Here is a 13,712-nt window from a genome sequence, read left to right as displayed (position 1 = left end):
GTGTCCCTTATAGAGCCTTCCTGCCATCCCGCAAGCCGGTCGGCTAGCGGAGCGCACCCCGCCCTGACCTGCTACATAAGAAATTCCGGAATTCACAGGAAAGTCGACCGTCCCGTAACCCCCGTCCGCTGAAACGACCGGTGACGGGGCGTGAAAGGGAACGCCGGCGAGGCCGGATGCGCTGGCCAGGGCGGTGGTGCCGGCCGCTGCTGGTACGGGCGGGTCTACTGCTATCGCGAGAGAAGTTTCTCACCGTCGGGCCGCAGCTCCCCTGTGGGTGAGACGTGCCGGTAGAGGGTTTGGCGGGTGATGCCGAGTTCGGTGCAGAGGTCGCTGACTTTGGTTCCTGGCTTGCCCATGGACGCCACCGCGAGCCGGAGTTTCGCCGGCGTCATCTTGTAGGGGCGGCCTCCGTTCCGTCCGCGGGCACGGGCGGCGGCGAGGCCTGCGATCGTGCGTTCGGAGATGAGTTCGCGTTCGAACTCGGCGAGGGCGGCGAACATCCCGAAGACGAGGGGCTTGAGGACCAATGCTCGGGAAAGTCACGCTAAGCCGTTGGGGCCAGGTAGTAGAGGTTCTGGTCGGCACCGCTGTTACGCCGGGTCACGGCGCTGGGGTGGGGCGTCGCCCGATGCTTGATTTGTTGAGGTGGCCGTAGATCGTGGAGCGCGGGACCTGAAGCAGATCGGCGATGCGCTGAACGGTGTGGTCCCCGGCGTCGTAGAGCTGTTGGGCATGGTGGGCCTGATCGGGGGTGAGTTTGGGGCGTCTTCCTCCGGTTCGTCCGCGGGCGCGGGCGGCCGCGAGGCCGTCCCGGGTGTTGGCGATGATGAGTTCTCGTTGGAGTTCGGCGAGGACGGAGAGCATCCCGAACATTGCCCGCCCTTCCGCGGTCGTGGTGTCGATGCCCTGCTCGAGGACACGCAATCCCACACCACGTTCCCGGAGAGCTGCGCCGAGGGTGACGAGGTGGAGTACCGACCGGCCGAGTCTGTCGAGGCGGGTGATGACGAGCTGGTCACCGGCCCGGTTGGAGGAGGCGAGGGCCTTGTCGAGCTCGGGCCTGCTGGCTTTGGCACCGCTGGCGTGGTCGAGGTAAATGTTGGCCGGGTCGACGCCGGCGCGGGCGAGGGCGTCCGTTTGGTGGACGGGGTTTTGGTCGGCGGTGGAGACGCGCGCATATCCGATCAACATGTGTCGATAATACCCATACCCAGGGTTTGCCGACGTTGATTTCCGGCGCGGGTTTTCGACATGGATTTCGCGGCGTGTCGCCGGTAGGGTCGGTGTCATTTTTCGAAGTCGTCTGCACGGAATGTTCGAAATCGTCTGCACACTGTCGGGCTGCCAACCCGCCCCCGGACGCGGAGACCACAGGACCGCCGGGCCCGCGGCAAAGACGCCCCGCGCGGGCAGAGTCTCCGCCCCGGGCCGATCCGCTCGTTGGGCCATCGAGAATGGGTATCAGGTACGCTCCCACGGCACGATACTGGGTCGGAATCGCCGAAGCCTTCCAAGCGGCTACCACCTGAGACTTGGGGCCGGCGACGGTTCTCCGGTGCGGATCCTTTCCAGCGTTACTGTTATCGGCATGGGGCACAGACCGGGCCGAAGAGGAGCGCATGCTCGCCCTGCTTGAACAATGCGGGGGAAATGCGGCCTATTGGCTGTCCGAGGCCGGGAATTCACGGAGTGTGGCGGCGACGGCTCTGACCGCGGCCGGATCTTCCGTCCAGGGTCGGCCATTCCGGGTGCAGGCGTGGAAGCTGGTCACCTTTGAGCCTCTGGCTGCCTCAGTCAGTTCAACCCAGGCGGCCTGCAGCTCCTCCTGGCGTTCCGGCGACAAAAGCTGGTCTTGGCCGGCGGTGGCCGCCCGAACGGGGCTCACACATGCGGTGGTTACTGCTTTTCGCTGAAAGAGACTTCTGAGGCCCATCTCGGTCTCCCTTCTGATGTTAGAGCGCCAAACAGAGCATCAACGCATCGGATTCCGTTGCGCTCCACCAGTTATCGGGCCTCCGCTGGCGCGGCCGGCTGTTGGACCCGGCCCCGACGTCGCAGGGCTCCGCCGTGTCCGATCTTTGTGTCTACGACCGTTTTTGGCTGTTCCTTCGGATTCTACGTGTCCGCTCCAGCCTGTCCAGCCCCTCGTTCCTCGGCGTAGTCAAAGGCCTGCTCCAGCGCCGGGAAGTACTCGAGCAGGTGCCGCTCCAAAGCCGCACTGTTGCTGCTCACCAAACACCGGACCTCGGACGGGATCCGCCGCACCGGCCGCCCGGAGGGATGCTTCTAGTTCATCCGCGTCGGCGGCTGGCCGCGAAGTAGGCCAGAGAGGCCATGGCGGCGAAGAAGAATACGGCGGCGAGAAGGTAGTTGGCAATCAGCAGCAGCCAGACGCCGCAGAGCAGCAGCGCCGGTGGGAGGAGGATGGCCGTTGCCCAGGATGTCTTGCCTTGGTGCCGGCCGGTTCCGTCCGGGATGCCTTCGGTCGGGTTTTCCTGGTTGTTGGGTTCAGAGTTCATGCCGGTTCCATGCCGATGGGTCCCGCCCGGGAGTCCGGGGCGCGGTGCCGTGGTTCGGAATCGTTAAACGAGTCCGTAAACGATGATGGTTTGGTGGCCGGCATGCTGGTGTTCTGGATCAGAGGGGCCTGGGAGCGCGGGCCGCTGTGGCGGTGGGTGGGTGCTCGATGGCCAGGATCGAGATGTCGATGCGCCCGGGGATGAGCCCGGTGTGGCTGATGGTCCGGGAGATCTGCTCCCGCACGGCTTGGGCGACGTTCAGGGCTGCGAAGGCGATATCGGTGGCGATGTCGAGCTGGACGTCGGCGATGCCGTTGTGGAGGGTGACAAAGACCCCGTCGTGCCGGGCGGGAGTGGTCCGGGTGTCTGTCCTGCGGAGATTTTGGATTGTTCCTGTTCCCAGGTGGGTGAGAAGGTTTTTCAGGGTCGGTTCGAGCCGGAGGACGCCTGGTGTATCGAGGGCGGTGCGGGCGGCAAGGCCGGCAATAAGGTGACTGCTGATCAGCCGGGCCTCGAGAGGACGCTCAGACATCGTAGAAATCCTCCACGGTGATGTTGACGGCTCCGGCGTTGACTCCGACGTGTGCTGTGATCATGCCGATGATCCGCTGACGCAGCAGCTCGGCGGTTCCGGGGATGTCGGTGCCGGAGGCCACGGCGATTCGAAGGTCAACCAGGATGTCGGCGGTCCCGGCCGGGCGGGGGTCCTCCGCGTTATCCGGGTCAGGATGGACGCGGCAGCGACGGCCCCGTACTCCCGGAAGGGCATCGGCGCCGAACCAGATCACTGAAGTGATGGCTTGTTCGCTGATCGCAATGCCACCCTGGCCAGACCGGTAGACGGGCAGCCGGCTGCCCCTCCGGACTTCGGCGCGGGCCAGGTTCATGATGGTGTCCTTGACGGCGTGCTGCGGCTGCAGGGAGGCATCTTCTGCATCGTTGTCCCGAAGCGTGCGGGCGGCTTTCGCGAGCTTCGCCAGGCTGGCCCGGGCCGTCCGGCAGTGGCCGCAGCCGTTTTCATGGGCGCTGGGAGGCTGGTTGATGGTCGCCCAGACCTCGTCGATGCTGCGCCCACAGCCCAGGCGGGGGATGGTTTCGTCTATTGCCATTGACTCATCCTTTCCGCGAGTTGTGCGCGTGCTCTGGCGAGGCGGCCTCTGACCGTCGGTTCACTGACCTTCAGCGTTGCCGCTATTTCAGCGTAGCTGCGTTCGTGGATTTCCCGCAGGAGCCAGCAGGCTCGCTGCCCGGGCGGGAGGGTCAGCAACGCTGCGGCCAGGCCATCGATCTCGCAGGAGATTTCCGCTTCGCGGGCGGGATCGTCTCCGGTTCCCGGTCTGATGAAGGAATCCGCGGTTGTTTGCAGAGTTACCGGTTCCTGGACGACCTCCGCCTGACTGGACCGTCGACGCAGACTGTCCAGGCAACGGTTGGTGGCCATCTGGTACAGCCACCCGCTGAAAGCCTGAACGCTTGTCAGCAGCGGCAGCTTTCTCCAGCAGGCCATCAGGGTGTCCTGCACGACGTCTTCGGCCTCTCCCCGGTCATGGAGCATCCGGAAAGCGAGACGGAAAAGTCTGCCCTGATACGCCTCGACGAGGTATTCGAAGGCGTCCAAGTTGCCGTCCTGGGCCCGGGCGACGACGGTCGCCTCGTCCAGATCCTCCGGCCGGGTCAGGGGCAACCGGTTCACGCTCATCCATCGTCACCGCCATCCCCTTTTGCCCCCGAACCGCACCACCCGGGTTCCGGGGCTTAGGACCAATATTTTCAGACGCGGGCGGCAATGGGAATGGCCGGTGCGGGGAGAAACAGGGACAAAGCAGTTTGCCTTTCCGCGTGACGTTTGGCGGTGACGTGCGTCTTTAACCATGTAGGCAAAATCACATCGGTTGATTGAGGAGATGGTTCCCGTGACAGAAGCCCCGCAGCTCCCAGGAAAGTCCGGAGGCATGGTGGCAACCCAGGAGGAGCAGAAGCGGAACGCCCCGGCTGAGTCGCGTGAGTCGCGCCGCAGCACTGACCTGCTGCACACGGACCGGGGGGATACCACCATTGAGGAAACCGTGGTTCAGAAGCTGGCAGGCATGGCCACGCGTGAGGTTCCCGGCGTGTATGCGATGGGCAGTGCTGCCCGGCGCGCGTTCGGCGCGATGACCGAGCGCATTCCCGGTTCCCAGACGAATGTCAGCGGCGGTGTGAGCGTGGAAAAGGGCGAACGCCAGACCGCCATCGACTTGAGCATCGTCGTCGAGTACGGAACGTCCATTGTCGAGGTAAGCCAGGGTATCCGGCGCAATGTCATCCAGTCAGTGGAGCGCGCAACCGGCCTGGAGGTGCTGGAAGTGAACGTCAACGTCACCGATGTTCATCTGCCCGAGGATGAGCGGCCCGAAGAGGACGCCAGGAAGCCTCTGGAGTAACCACCTCACCCACTCCGCCCCGTTGTCGGGCGGTAACCGATTTGGAAGGAGCGCCGCATGTCCACTACACGATGGTGTCTGGCAGTCGGTCTGGTATTAGGAATCGTTTTGGCCTTCGGAGGTTTTACAGCCCTGGTGACAGTGCTCCTCTTTGGTCTGATCGGGCTGGTGGTGGGCCGTATTGCGGAAGGGAAACTGGATCTGCAGGCACTGTTCGGCAAAGCATCCAGCCGATGAATACTCCCGCAGCACCTGCCGGCTCCCGGGACCTGGATTCGCGGGGGCGCACCGTCCTTGACCGGAAGGTGGTGGAGAAGATCGCCAGTCAGGTCGCGAGCGAAGAGTCCTTTGCCGGCGGGTCCTCCGGAGGGTTCCTGGGCATCGGAGCACATTCGGACTTTTCCGCCCGGCCCAAAGTCACGGTGGAGCTGGCAGGCAATATTGCCGTGCTCAGCGTTGAAATAGGGCTGCTTTACCCGGTACCGCTGCGCCAGGTGACCGAACAGCTGCGGCGCCGGATCAGCGAACGCGTCAACGCCCTGACCGGTGTGGAGGTCCGCCAGATCGACATCACAGTGTCCTGGCTGAAACCGGCCGATGAAACCACCGGCCGCCGGAGGCTGTTATGAGCCGGCACGATGGGAAAGCCACACCCCTGCGGCACCGTCCCAGCCGGGCTGTTCCTGCCCTGATCCTGGGAACGCTGCTTCTGGCCGCCGGCGTGGCACTGGTGTGGGCGGCAGTGGCCCGGCTGGTCACGGGTTCGTGGCCGGTGTATCTGGCCGGCCCCCGGGACTGGCTGAGCGGTTTGACCTGGAACGATCCGGGAGTCTGGGCCGTGGGGGCTGCGGCGGCGGTCGTGGGAGCCGTCCTGCTGGCGGCGGCACTGGTTCCGGGCCGCTTTAACGCCTTGCGTCTGCAGGCGCCCGAGGACGGGGGGCAAGTGCCTGTGGCGGGCGCGCACGAGATAGTCATGACGCGGCGGGCCGTGGCGCGGTACGCGGCGGCGCACTGTGAACTCGTCGACGGCGTCCGTTCAGCATCGGCCACGGCCTCGGCCCGCGCAGTCCACCTGAACGTGACCACGGCTCTGCACGAAACAGGGGAGCTGCGCGGGCGTGTCATTGCCGTGGTCAGGGAACAACTGGCCGGTACCGGGCTCAACCCGGTCCCAAAGGTCACCGCGTCCGTCCGGTCCAGGGAATGACCGCGGCAACCATCCTCCCGCACTCCGGAAAGAAGGCACCCCATGCGACAACACGCCGGAGCGCTGAACCGCACCTGGCTGGCCATCCTTGGCATTCTCGCCCTGGCCTGCGGCGTCCTGATACTGCTGGTCGCCAGCGGAACGCTGCACGCCATGAACCCCGCAACTGTGGCTGCAGAGGGCCCCGTCGTGACAGGGGACCTGCACACTGCCTTCGGGCCCGCGTATGTTACGGCCATTGTCCTGGTGGCCGGGGTTCTCATGGGCGCCCTGGGGTTGTTGTGGATCCTGGCACAGATTCCACGAAGGAATCCCGCCGACAGGTACCGGCTGCATCAGGACCCCGCCTCCGGAACCACGCTGTGTGAAGCCTCGGTGCTGGGCTCCGCGGTGGAAAACCAGATCAATACCCTTCCCGGAGTTGTGGGTTCCTCGGCGCTGCTGCGCGGCACCGCCATGGAACCGGATCTCACAATGAAAGTCACGGTTTCCAACCGCGCCGACATCCAGGACGTCCTCCACAGGATCAACACCAGGGTCATTCCGGACCTATCCACGGCCCTGGAGACACCGCTGCAGCGGACAGGAATCCAGCTCGAGGTCAGCGGCCGCAACGCCATTTCCGGCACCACTGTGGCGACCACCGGCACCGTCATCTACTAGGAACACGTCACGTCGACGAATACGACCAGTGCCGGCGAGATCGTTCCAAATCCATGACAGAAGCAGCACCACCGGACACGGTGGGACGGCGCGCAGCCAACGATCGGGCCTACGTGGGCGTCTACCGGGAGATGAGCTTTTCCCCGGCGGCGGCTGCTTCGAGCAGTTGCTTTTGCTTCTCCCAGTGCAGGTTCTCGAACGGGCGCCAAGCATGCATGCCTGCCCGAAACGGGTGACCGCAGTACTCCCAGACAAGGCGGACCTCTGCCAACTGCCGCCCGTATCGTCCTTGGGCGGTTGAGAGCTCGTCCAGTAGGGTGCGCAGGAGCCGGAACCAGATGCCTGCGTGAACGCGGCGGCGGGGCAGGTCTACTGATCCTGTCGTTATTGCCTGCCAGGTACGCCGGTCCATGAGTGTGACTGCGTCCCGGGTCGAGGGCGGGTCAGAGGTCGCTGAGGTCCAACGCAGGTAGTCCGGGGGCAGGCCTTCGTAGGTTTCGATGCGGCGGCCGTGCCGCGGACAGCTCAGCATGAGTGGCAGTTCCCGGCCGACGCCGCTGCACCTGGCCAGTTCCGTCAGCAGAGTGGCCGGTGGGTTCTCGTCGAGTTGCCGGTCCTGGATTCTTCCTTGGCCCAGCCCGTGCTCCAGGAGCGCGGAGGTGTCCATCCGGTAGGTGCCGGCCAGCCGGTTCAGCCAGGAGGACAGTGCCTCGGCCTCTGCGGGGGCCGGGTGCAGGGGCCAGCGCGGCGGGGGCATCACATCAGTTCGCGTTCGAACTTACGGCGCCGGGCAGCGGGACCGTCGTAGCTTGCCAGGGTCAGCGTCCGGTGGTTGATGGATTCCTCGCCGCTGTCTATGGCCGCCACGGCTGCCTCGGTGAGCAGCATGGTCAGTTCGCCGATGGTCCCTTCGCTGCGGGTGAGCAGGTAGCGGGCCATATCCTCGGTGGCCAGATCCGAGCGCTGGCGTAGCGGGAAGGATGACGCGAAGCTGGCGAGCAGGGACAACAGGTCGGTGTTGACCTCCCATAAGGGCAGGGTCATGGGCTCAAACCTGTTCTCGAGCTGGTCATCGGAGCGGATGGCCAGGTACGCCTCCCGGGTTCCGACCCCTACCAGGGGGATCCGCAGTTCGTTTCCCAGGAAGCGCAGCAGGTTCAGGAACTCCCGGCGGCCGCTCTCCCGCCCTGCCAGCACGTTATGCAGTTCGTCAATCACCAGAATCCGCACCCCGACCTCGCGCAGCAGGAACACGGCTAACCGTTCGAGTTCGGCCAGCCGCTGGCGCGGTTGGACGGGAGCCCCCGTTGCCGCCAATAACGCGGCGTAGAAGCGGGCGACGGAGGGATCGGAGGGCATCTGCACGCTGAGCACCGGGATCTGTTCCCGGTCGGGTCCGGGAACTAATGGATGCCGGCGCCGGAATTTTTCGATGATCATTGACTTGCCGTTGTTGGTCGGCCCGACCAGCAACAGGTTGGGCATGCGCTGCCTGACCGGCCACTCGTAAAGGGTCTGGAGCCGGGCGAGGGCTTCCTGGGCGCGGGGGTAGCCGATCCATCGGTCGGCACGGATCCGCTGGGTCCGTTCCGGCCCCGGCAACCGTGCTGTTTCCCGTGCGGAGTCCTGGAGATGGGACAGGTCCTCCAAAGGATATTCGGCTCTCCTGACGTGAATGTGGGTTCGGTTATGTCTGGTATGGGAGTTTGATTTCGACGGGTCCGCAGGCGAGCATGATCAGGGCGAGGGCGGCTTCGGGGGTGTGGAATCCGTAGGATCTGCGGGTCATGGTGCGGATCTTGTTGTTCAGTCCTTCGTGGCGGCCGTTGGAGAGTTTCCTGGTGACTGCTGCGTGGATCCCTTGGGTGTGGGATCGGATCGTGGCGGCGGCCCTGGCGAACTCGCGGATGTTGGATTTGGCGGCGAGGTCGCACCAGGTGGTGATCATCTCCATCACGTCATCGGGGTTGAGGTCGCCGGCGAAGACCTCCCGGAGGGATTCCTTGAGCTGGTAGGCGTCCCAGAGCAGCCCTCCGGTGCGTTCGAGCCCGGCCAGGGTGGCTTGTTGTTTTTCGGTGAGGTTCTGCGGGTTTTTCAGCAGCACCCAGCGGGTTCCTTTGAACTTCTTCGCGATGTCCTGATCGGGCAGCTCACGGGTCCGTTGCCAGATGGAACGGCGGAAGGCTTCCAGCGCGTTGGTGGCGACCTGGATGACGTGGAACGGGTCGTAGCAGATGACCGCGCCGGGTGCGTTGGTCTTCACGGACTTGGCAAAAGCCGGGCCCATGTCCATGCTGACGGCCTCTATCGCCGCCGTGTTCACCGGTCCGATCTCCTTGAAGAATCCATCCAGTGTCGCCGCGTTCTTTCCCGGTGCGCCCCAGACGATCTTCGAGGTGGCGTGGTCCGAGACGAGGGTCAGGTAGCGGTGGTGTTTGCGCCAGGAAATCTCATCCACGCCGATATTGACCAGGCCTTCGAAGCGGCTCTCATCGAGTTGTTCGGCCACGACGCGTTCACAGATCGCCCCGACGGTCCGCCACGCTATCCGGGCGAAGGTGGACACCGTGGTCTTGTCCGCACGGGTGACCAGCCAGGCGATCATGTCCTCAAATTCCGTGCTGAACCGGGAGCCGGGCCGGGCGAACGGCACGCCCTGCACCACGACGCCGTGGCTGGGGCAGACCAGCCGCCGGCGGAGCATTGTGAGCACCAGGACCCTGCCGGCGAAATCCAGATGCCGCCACGACGATTCCGCCCACCGGGTGTCATACCCGGCCATCGTTGAGTAGCTGCAGTGCGGGCAGTCCAGGCGCTTGCGGGCCTTCAACGCCACCCGCACCAGCAGCGGACCCCCGGCGCCAGGATCAACGTCAACAACCCGGACCCCGGCCAGATTCAAGACGCCGTTGAGTAGAGTAGTAGCACGCATGGGTAGCTCCGAAATTTGGACAGTGTGAGAACTCCCAAATCTACCGGGCTACCCATGCCTCATAACACGCAAACCCTGACCCACACTTACGTCAGGAGAGCCGGATATTCATCCACAGCTACCACTCCTCGATGTCATCAAACGGCGCGGCCGGCGGAGAATCGCCGGCCATCCCGTCCCGCGGCGGTTTCAAAACATTGAGATTGTGCCCGGATTTCAGCTGGCTCCGGCGCTCCCGATCCCTGCGCGACCGCCGGGTATCGCGCTGCGCGGTGCTGGCGATCTCACGCATCTGTCCGATCATGCGGAACAGCTCCTGCTCGTTGACCTGCGCACGCCCCTGCTCGCGCAGCCGCGCTACGGCCTGGCGGTGTTCCCACAGTGTCACCGCAGGATTCGACAGGGTCCGGTACGGGACTTCAACGTAGTTGTTGCCCTCCGGGTCCAGCACCCAGATCCTGCTGATGTCACGAGGATCCCGACGGATGACAAACCGCTCCAACCGGTCCCGCCGGGCGATCCAGGGCTTGAGCACGTTAGCGAAGTAGTGCACGTGATCGATGACGAAACCGGTGCGTCCGAGCTTGCGGCGGAGCACCGGCAGGAAGTCCACCAGAAACGCCGTGGGGCTGGTGACCACCGGCGGTTTCCCGGATTCGGTGATGCCCTGATCCCAGCGTGCGGCAGGTGTCTGGGCCAGGCCGCTATGGATGCTGCCGTGATAGGAAACCACAGCCAGGGCCAGCCATCGCTCCAGCTCATTCAACGTCAATGCGGCAGTCTTCTCCGAATCATAGGTTCGTCGTTCCACGGGATTGGAGAACGTCGTCCCAGGGAGTTCATGGATCTGCGCCATGACCGTGCCGATCACCCGCTCCACAATGCCGCCGTAGTGCGGCCGCCCCAGGGGTCGGTAGTCCAGTTGTATACCGTGCTGTTCGCAGCCGCGGCGCAGGGCCTCACTCTTGAATTCGGACGCGTTATCCAGGTACAGCAGCCGCGGTTTGCCGCTCATCGGCCAGTCCCCTCCAATCCCCAAGCCCTCCAGCCACGGACGCTTGTCGCTGCACACGTGGGCCAGGCAGAGCCCGACGGAAACTGCCGATGGGGGCTCAAGAGTGACCACCATGCCGACCAGGCAGCGGCTGTAAACGTCGATGGCCGCGGTCAGATACGGGCGGCCGACTGGTTGTCGATCACGCTCGTCCACGATGACCAGATCAATCACGGTGTGATCGATCTGGACCTGTTCCAACGGGGCAGAGATTTCCGGAACGATACCTCCGGCCGACGGCAGCGGACGGGCCGCGTCCGCGCCTTCCCGACGGCGGGCGACGGTCGTTGGATGCAATTCAGCGACGCGGCGGGCAACAGTACTTCGCGACGGGGCAGGCAATCCCTCCTCCGTGCACGCGCGGACGATGTCACGGTGAACCACCGCCAGGGAGAGCTTCTGCCGCTTCAGATAGCGCTTGCGGATCAGCCCGTCGATCACCGCTTCCACCGGTGGCGTCAGACGGCCCCCTCCGCGGCCGCCCCCCGATCGGCCAGGAAGCAGATCCGTGACTCTGCCGGTGCCGCGCCTGTACCGGTCGATCAGCACGTAAACCTGCCGATGCGACACACCCAGCAGCGTGGCAGCATCATTGACTGCCCCCCGCCCGACAACATCCGACGCAGCCAAGGGAGCAATCACCGCAGCCTGTCGCACTGCCTCATCCCACTCCGAATCGGACATGGCCAGCAGGCCACGCTCAACGATCGGCGGTTCCTCGTCAGTCATGCCGGTAACGACGGTGCAGGCGCCTCAAAGCCATAGTTAAAGGTAGTGCAGACGGCTTTGAGACAGAATGCCTTTTGTGCAGGCGGGTTTGAACAAACGCGTGTTCAAACCCGTCTGCACAACCCTCGGGCTACCGCGAATGCCAGTGCAGACGACTTCGAAAAACGACATCAGGGCCGTGGCTCCCGCAGCCCGCGGGCTGGGGCGCGCACGCGATCGAACGCCAGCAGCAGGACCCGGAGTCCCGGCTGGCGCTGGTCACCAAGGCGCTGGAACTGCGCCGGCTGCTGTGGAAGAACGAGGTCTTCGGCCCGGACGACGGCGGCACCTGGCGGATCGAGGCAGGGAACCTGCTGATCTGCGAACGCAGCGCCGGCTTCTTCGTCGCCGTCGCCATGGGCACTGAACCGGTGCAATTGCCGGCCGGATCCGTGCTGCTCAGTGCCGCACCCCTGGCGGAGGACGGCTGGCTGCAGCCGGACAATGCGGCGTGGGTGCTGCGCGGCTGAGCCGACCGGCAAGACGGGACACCCGTTGCGCTATCACTTTTAGCTGTTCTCAGCGCTCAGAAGGCCCATACGTGATAGCGCAACGGGAACGTGGACAGAGCCCGCCGGGCACCGAGGTCTCCGTGGCGCCGGCCCCCGGCGATTCGCGCCCCCACAACCTCCCCGGCTAAACTGATGTTGTTTATCCAACATTTTATGTTTGCATTAGCAACCGCGGGGAGCGCCATGGACATGTCAGCGTCATTCAAAGCCTACGACGTGCGGGGCATCGTCGGGGAGAGCATCACAGCGGAGAGCTGCGAGGCTGTGGGAGCGGCCTTCGTTGACGTGCTGGGACTCCGCGGACAGTCAATCTTCTGCGGCGGGGACATGCGGCCGTCCTCCCCCGCCTTCACAGCGGCCTTCGCCGCCGGAGCCACAAAGCGCGGCGCCGACGTCAGGGACCTTGGTCTAATCTCCACCGACGAGCTCTACTTCGCGTGCGGCGCATTTGATGCAGCCGGCGCCATTTTCACCGCAAGCCACAATCCTGCCGAATACAACGGGATCAAGATGGCCCAGGCCGGAGCCGTCCCGGTCTCCTCCGAAACCGGACTCAATGAGATCAGGGACCTGGCCCAGCAGTACCTCACCGAGGGAATTCCGGAAGACGGAGCGCCGGGGAGCACTTCGGCATTCGACATACTGAATGGCTATGCGGAAAAGCTTCGCTCCCTGGTGGACCTCGGCAGCATCCGCCCCCTCAAAGTCGTGGTGGACGCCGGCAACGGCATGGCCGGGCTGACTGTCCCGGCAGTACTCGGGGACCAGATCCTCCCGGCGTTGCCCCTCACAGTGGTGCCTCTGTACTTCGAGCTGGACGGCACTTTTCCCAACCATCCGGCAAACCCCCTGGACCCGGATAACCTCCGCGACCTGCAGGCCGCCGTCGTCGAACACGGCGCGGACCTCGGCCTGGCCTTTGACGGAGACGCGGACCGCTGCTTTGTGGTCGACGAGAAAGGCCAGCCGCTGACGCCGTCCGCCATCACGTCGCTGATCGCCGTCCGCGAGATTGCACGTGCAAGAACCGCCGGCGCGGCGGAACCAGCCATCATTCACAACCTGATCACCTCAAAGGCTGTACCCGAGTTCATCAAGGCCGCCGGCGGGCGTCCGGTGCGCACCCGGGTCGGGCACTCCTTTATCAAGGCCCGGATGGCCGCGGAAGGCGCCGTGTTCGGCGGCGAGCATTCGGCCCACTACTACTTCCGCGACTTCTACAACGCCGATACCGGGATGCTGGCCGCGATGCATGTGCTCGCCGCCCTGGGTGAGCAGGCGGTGCCGCTCTCTGAACTCGGCCGGGAATTCGAGCCGTACACGGCCAGCGGGGAAATCAATTCCTCCGTGGAAGGCGTCGCCAGCACCGTCGCCCGGGTCCACGCCAGCTTCGAAAGTCTCGGCGGCGTCGTCGTGGATCAGCTCGACGGCCTGAGCATTTCCTCCAAAACAGGCGACTGGTGGTTCAACGTTCGCGCCTCCAACACTGAAGCGCTGCTGCGGCTGAATGTCGAAGGCAAGGACGCGGCAACCATGCAGCGAGTGCGGGACAGCGTCCTGGAACTAATCCGCCGCTAAGGCCACGAACCACAATAAAGGGTGCCGGGCCGTTGAGGCCCGGCACCCTTTTG

15 protein-coding genes and 1 pseudogene are annotated in these 13,712 nt (G+C 64.8%); 6 read left to right on the top strand and 10 right to left on the bottom strand.

Annotation, left to right across the window (positions count from 1 at the left end):
* Window positions 1–230 precede the first annotated feature (230 nt).
* The 6 genes and pseudogenes from ASPU41_RS10285 to ASPU41_RS10255 form a co-directional block, all read right to left on the bottom strand.
* A pseudogene (locus ASPU41_RS10285) lies at window positions 231–515 on the bottom strand (recombinase family protein); the annotation flags it as partial.
* 88 nt (window positions 516–603) lie between these two features.
* Window positions 604–1,194, bottom strand: coding sequence for a recombinase family protein (locus ASPU41_RS10280; protein ID WP_069950840.1), 591 nt, complete (start codon window positions 1,192–1,194; stop codon window positions 604–606).
* A 1,100-nt stretch (window positions 1,195–2,294) separates the two neighbouring features.
* Window positions 2,295–2,522: a hypothetical protein gene (locus ASPU41_RS10270; protein WP_069950838.1), complete on the bottom strand. Its 228-nt coding sequence runs from the start codon at window positions 2,520–2,522 to the stop codon at window positions 2,295–2,297.
* Between the two features lie 118 nt (window positions 2,523–2,640).
* Window positions 2,641–3,054: a hypothetical protein gene (locus tag ASPU41_RS10265; RefSeq protein WP_069950837.1), complete on the bottom strand. Its 414-nt coding sequence runs from the start codon at window positions 3,052–3,054 to the stop codon at window positions 2,641–2,643.
* Window positions 3,047–3,631, bottom strand: coding sequence for a hypothetical protein (locus ASPU41_RS10260; RefSeq protein WP_069950836.1), 585 nt, complete (start codon window positions 3,629–3,631; stop codon window positions 3,047–3,049). The genes ASPU41_RS10265 and ASPU41_RS10260 overlap by 8 nt, the downstream gene beginning before the upstream one ends.
* Entirely contained in the window at window positions 3,622–4,215 is a 594-nt protein-coding gene (locus ASPU41_RS10255) for an RNA polymerase sigma factor (protein WP_231941043.1), read from the bottom strand. The genes ASPU41_RS10260 and ASPU41_RS10255 overlap by 10 nt, the downstream gene beginning before the upstream one ends.
* A gap of 220 nt (window positions 4,216–4,435) precedes the next feature.
* Here ASPU41_RS10255 and ASPU41_RS10250 point away from each other — a divergent pair, with 220 nt between their 5' ends.
* The 5 genes from ASPU41_RS10250 to ASPU41_RS10230 are packed head-to-tail and all read left to right on the top strand — an operon-like array spanning window position 4,436 to window position 6,815.
* Window positions 4,436–4,945: an Asp23/Gls24 family envelope stress response protein gene (locus ASPU41_RS10250; protein ID WP_231941042.1), complete on the top strand. Its 510-nt coding sequence runs from the start codon at window positions 4,436–4,438 to the stop codon at window positions 4,943–4,945.
* Window positions 4,946–5,002: 57 nt separating this feature from the next.
* Window positions 5,003–5,182: a hypothetical protein gene (locus ASPU41_RS10245; protein ID WP_069950833.1), complete on the top strand. Its 180-nt coding sequence runs from the start codon at window positions 5,003–5,005 to the stop codon at window positions 5,180–5,182.
* Window positions 5,179–5,574 (top strand): Asp23/Gls24 family envelope stress response protein, encoded by a 396-nt coding sequence (locus tag ASPU41_RS10240; RefSeq protein ID WP_069950832.1) that lies wholly within the window; start codon window positions 5,179–5,181, stop codon window positions 5,572–5,574. Before ASPU41_RS10245 ends, ASPU41_RS10240 begins: the two co-directional genes overlap by 4 nt.
* A complete protein-coding gene (locus tag ASPU41_RS10235; RefSeq protein WP_069950831.1) occupies window positions 5,571–6,152 on the top strand; it encodes a DUF6286 domain-containing protein in 582 nt (193 codons plus the stop codon). Before ASPU41_RS10240 ends, ASPU41_RS10235 begins: the two co-directional genes overlap by 4 nt.
* Window positions 6,153–6,194: 42 nt before the next feature.
* Entirely contained in the window at window positions 6,195–6,815 is a 621-nt protein-coding gene (locus tag ASPU41_RS10230; RefSeq protein WP_069950830.1) for a hypothetical protein, read from the top strand.
* A gap of 121 nt (window positions 6,816–6,936) precedes the next feature.
* On the opposite strand, the gene ASPU41_RS10225 is transcribed toward ASPU41_RS10230, so the two are convergent.
* The 4 genes from ASPU41_RS10225 to ASPU41_RS10210 form a co-directional block, all read right to left on the bottom strand.
* Window positions 6,937–7,572 (bottom strand): TniQ family protein, encoded by a 636-nt coding sequence (locus ASPU41_RS10225; RefSeq protein WP_069950829.1) that lies wholly within the window; start codon window positions 7,570–7,572, stop codon window positions 6,937–6,939.
* Window positions 7,572–8,465 carry a TniB family NTP-binding protein gene (locus tag ASPU41_RS10220; RefSeq protein WP_331712751.1) on the bottom strand — a complete coding sequence of 298 codons (894 nt, stop codon included), beginning with the start codon at window positions 8,463–8,465 and terminating at the stop codon, window positions 7,572–7,574. The genes ASPU41_RS10225 and ASPU41_RS10220 overlap by 1 nt, the downstream gene beginning before the upstream one ends.
* A 37-nt stretch (window positions 8,466–8,502) precedes the next feature.
* Window positions 8,503–9,747: an ISL3 family transposase gene (locus tag ASPU41_RS10215; RefSeq protein ID WP_069949528.1), complete on the bottom strand. Its 1,245-nt coding sequence runs from the start codon at window positions 9,745–9,747 to the stop codon at window positions 8,503–8,505.
* Window positions 9,748–9,865: 118 nt separating this feature from the next.
* Entirely contained in the window at window positions 9,866–11,530 is a 1,665-nt protein-coding gene (locus tag ASPU41_RS10210; RefSeq protein WP_069950827.1) for a Mu transposase C-terminal domain-containing protein, read from the bottom strand.
* 734 nt (window positions 11,531–12,264) lie between these two features.
* Here ASPU41_RS10210 and ASPU41_RS10200 point away from each other — a divergent pair.
* The gene (locus ASPU41_RS10200) at window positions 12,265–13,659 is read left to right on the top strand and encodes a phosphomannomutase/phosphoglucomutase (RefSeq protein WP_157357112.1); all 1,395 of its coding nucleotides are present in this window, start codon (window positions 12,265–12,267) and stop codon (window positions 13,657–13,659) included.
* Window positions 13,660–13,712 lie beyond the last annotated feature (53 nt).

It is taken from the genome of Arthrobacter sp. U41 (assembly GCF_001750145.1).
GTDB lineage: Bacteria > Actinomycetota > Actinomycetes > Actinomycetales > Micrococcaceae > Arthrobacter.
This window is presented reverse-complemented; position numbering and strand designations above follow the sequence as displayed.

Coding starts and splice junctions, on each gene's coding strand:
- ASPU41_RS10280 (WP_069950840.1), bottom strand. CDS start 1,194: ATGTTGATCGGATATGCGCGCGTCTCCACCGCCGACCAAAACCCCGTC.
- ASPU41_RS10270 (WP_069950838.1), bottom strand. CDS start 2,522: ATGAACTCTGAACCCAACAACCAGGAAAACCCGACCGAAGGCATCCCG.
- ASPU41_RS10265 (WP_069950837.1), bottom strand. CDS start 3,054: ATGTCTGAGCGTCCTCTCGAGGCCCGGCTGATCAGCAGTCACCTTATT.
- ASPU41_RS10260 (WP_069950836.1), bottom strand. CDS start 3,631: ATGGCAATAGACGAAACCATCCCCCGCCTGGGCTGTGGGCGCAGCATC.
- ASPU41_RS10245 (WP_069950833.1), top strand. CDS start 5,003: ATGTCCACTACACGATGGTGTCTGGCAGTCGGTCTGGTATTAGGAATC.
- ASPU41_RS10240 (WP_069950832.1), top strand. CDS start 5,179: ATGAATACTCCCGCAGCACCTGCCGGCTCCCGGGACCTGGATTCGCGG.
- ASPU41_RS10235 (WP_069950831.1), top strand. CDS start 5,571: ATGAGCCGGCACGATGGGAAAGCCACACCCCTGCGGCACCGTCCCAGC.
- ASPU41_RS10230 (WP_069950830.1), top strand. CDS start 6,195: ATGCGACAACACGCCGGAGCGCTGAACCGCACCTGGCTGGCCATCCTT.
- ASPU41_RS10225 (WP_069950829.1), bottom strand. CDS start 7,572: ATGCCCCCGCCGCGCTGGCCCCTGCACCCGGCCCCCGCAGAGGCCGAG.
- ASPU41_RS10215 (WP_069949528.1), bottom strand. CDS start 9,747: ATGCGTGCTACTACTCTACTCAACGGCGTCTTGAATCTGGCCGGGGTC.
- ASPU41_RS10210 (WP_069950827.1), bottom strand. CDS start 11,530: ATGACTGACGAGGAACCGCCGATCGTTGAGCGTGGCCTGCTGGCCATG.
- ASPU41_RS10200 (WP_157357112.1), top strand. CDS start 12,265: ATGGACATGTCAGCGTCATTCAAAGCCTACGACGTGCGGGGCATCGTC.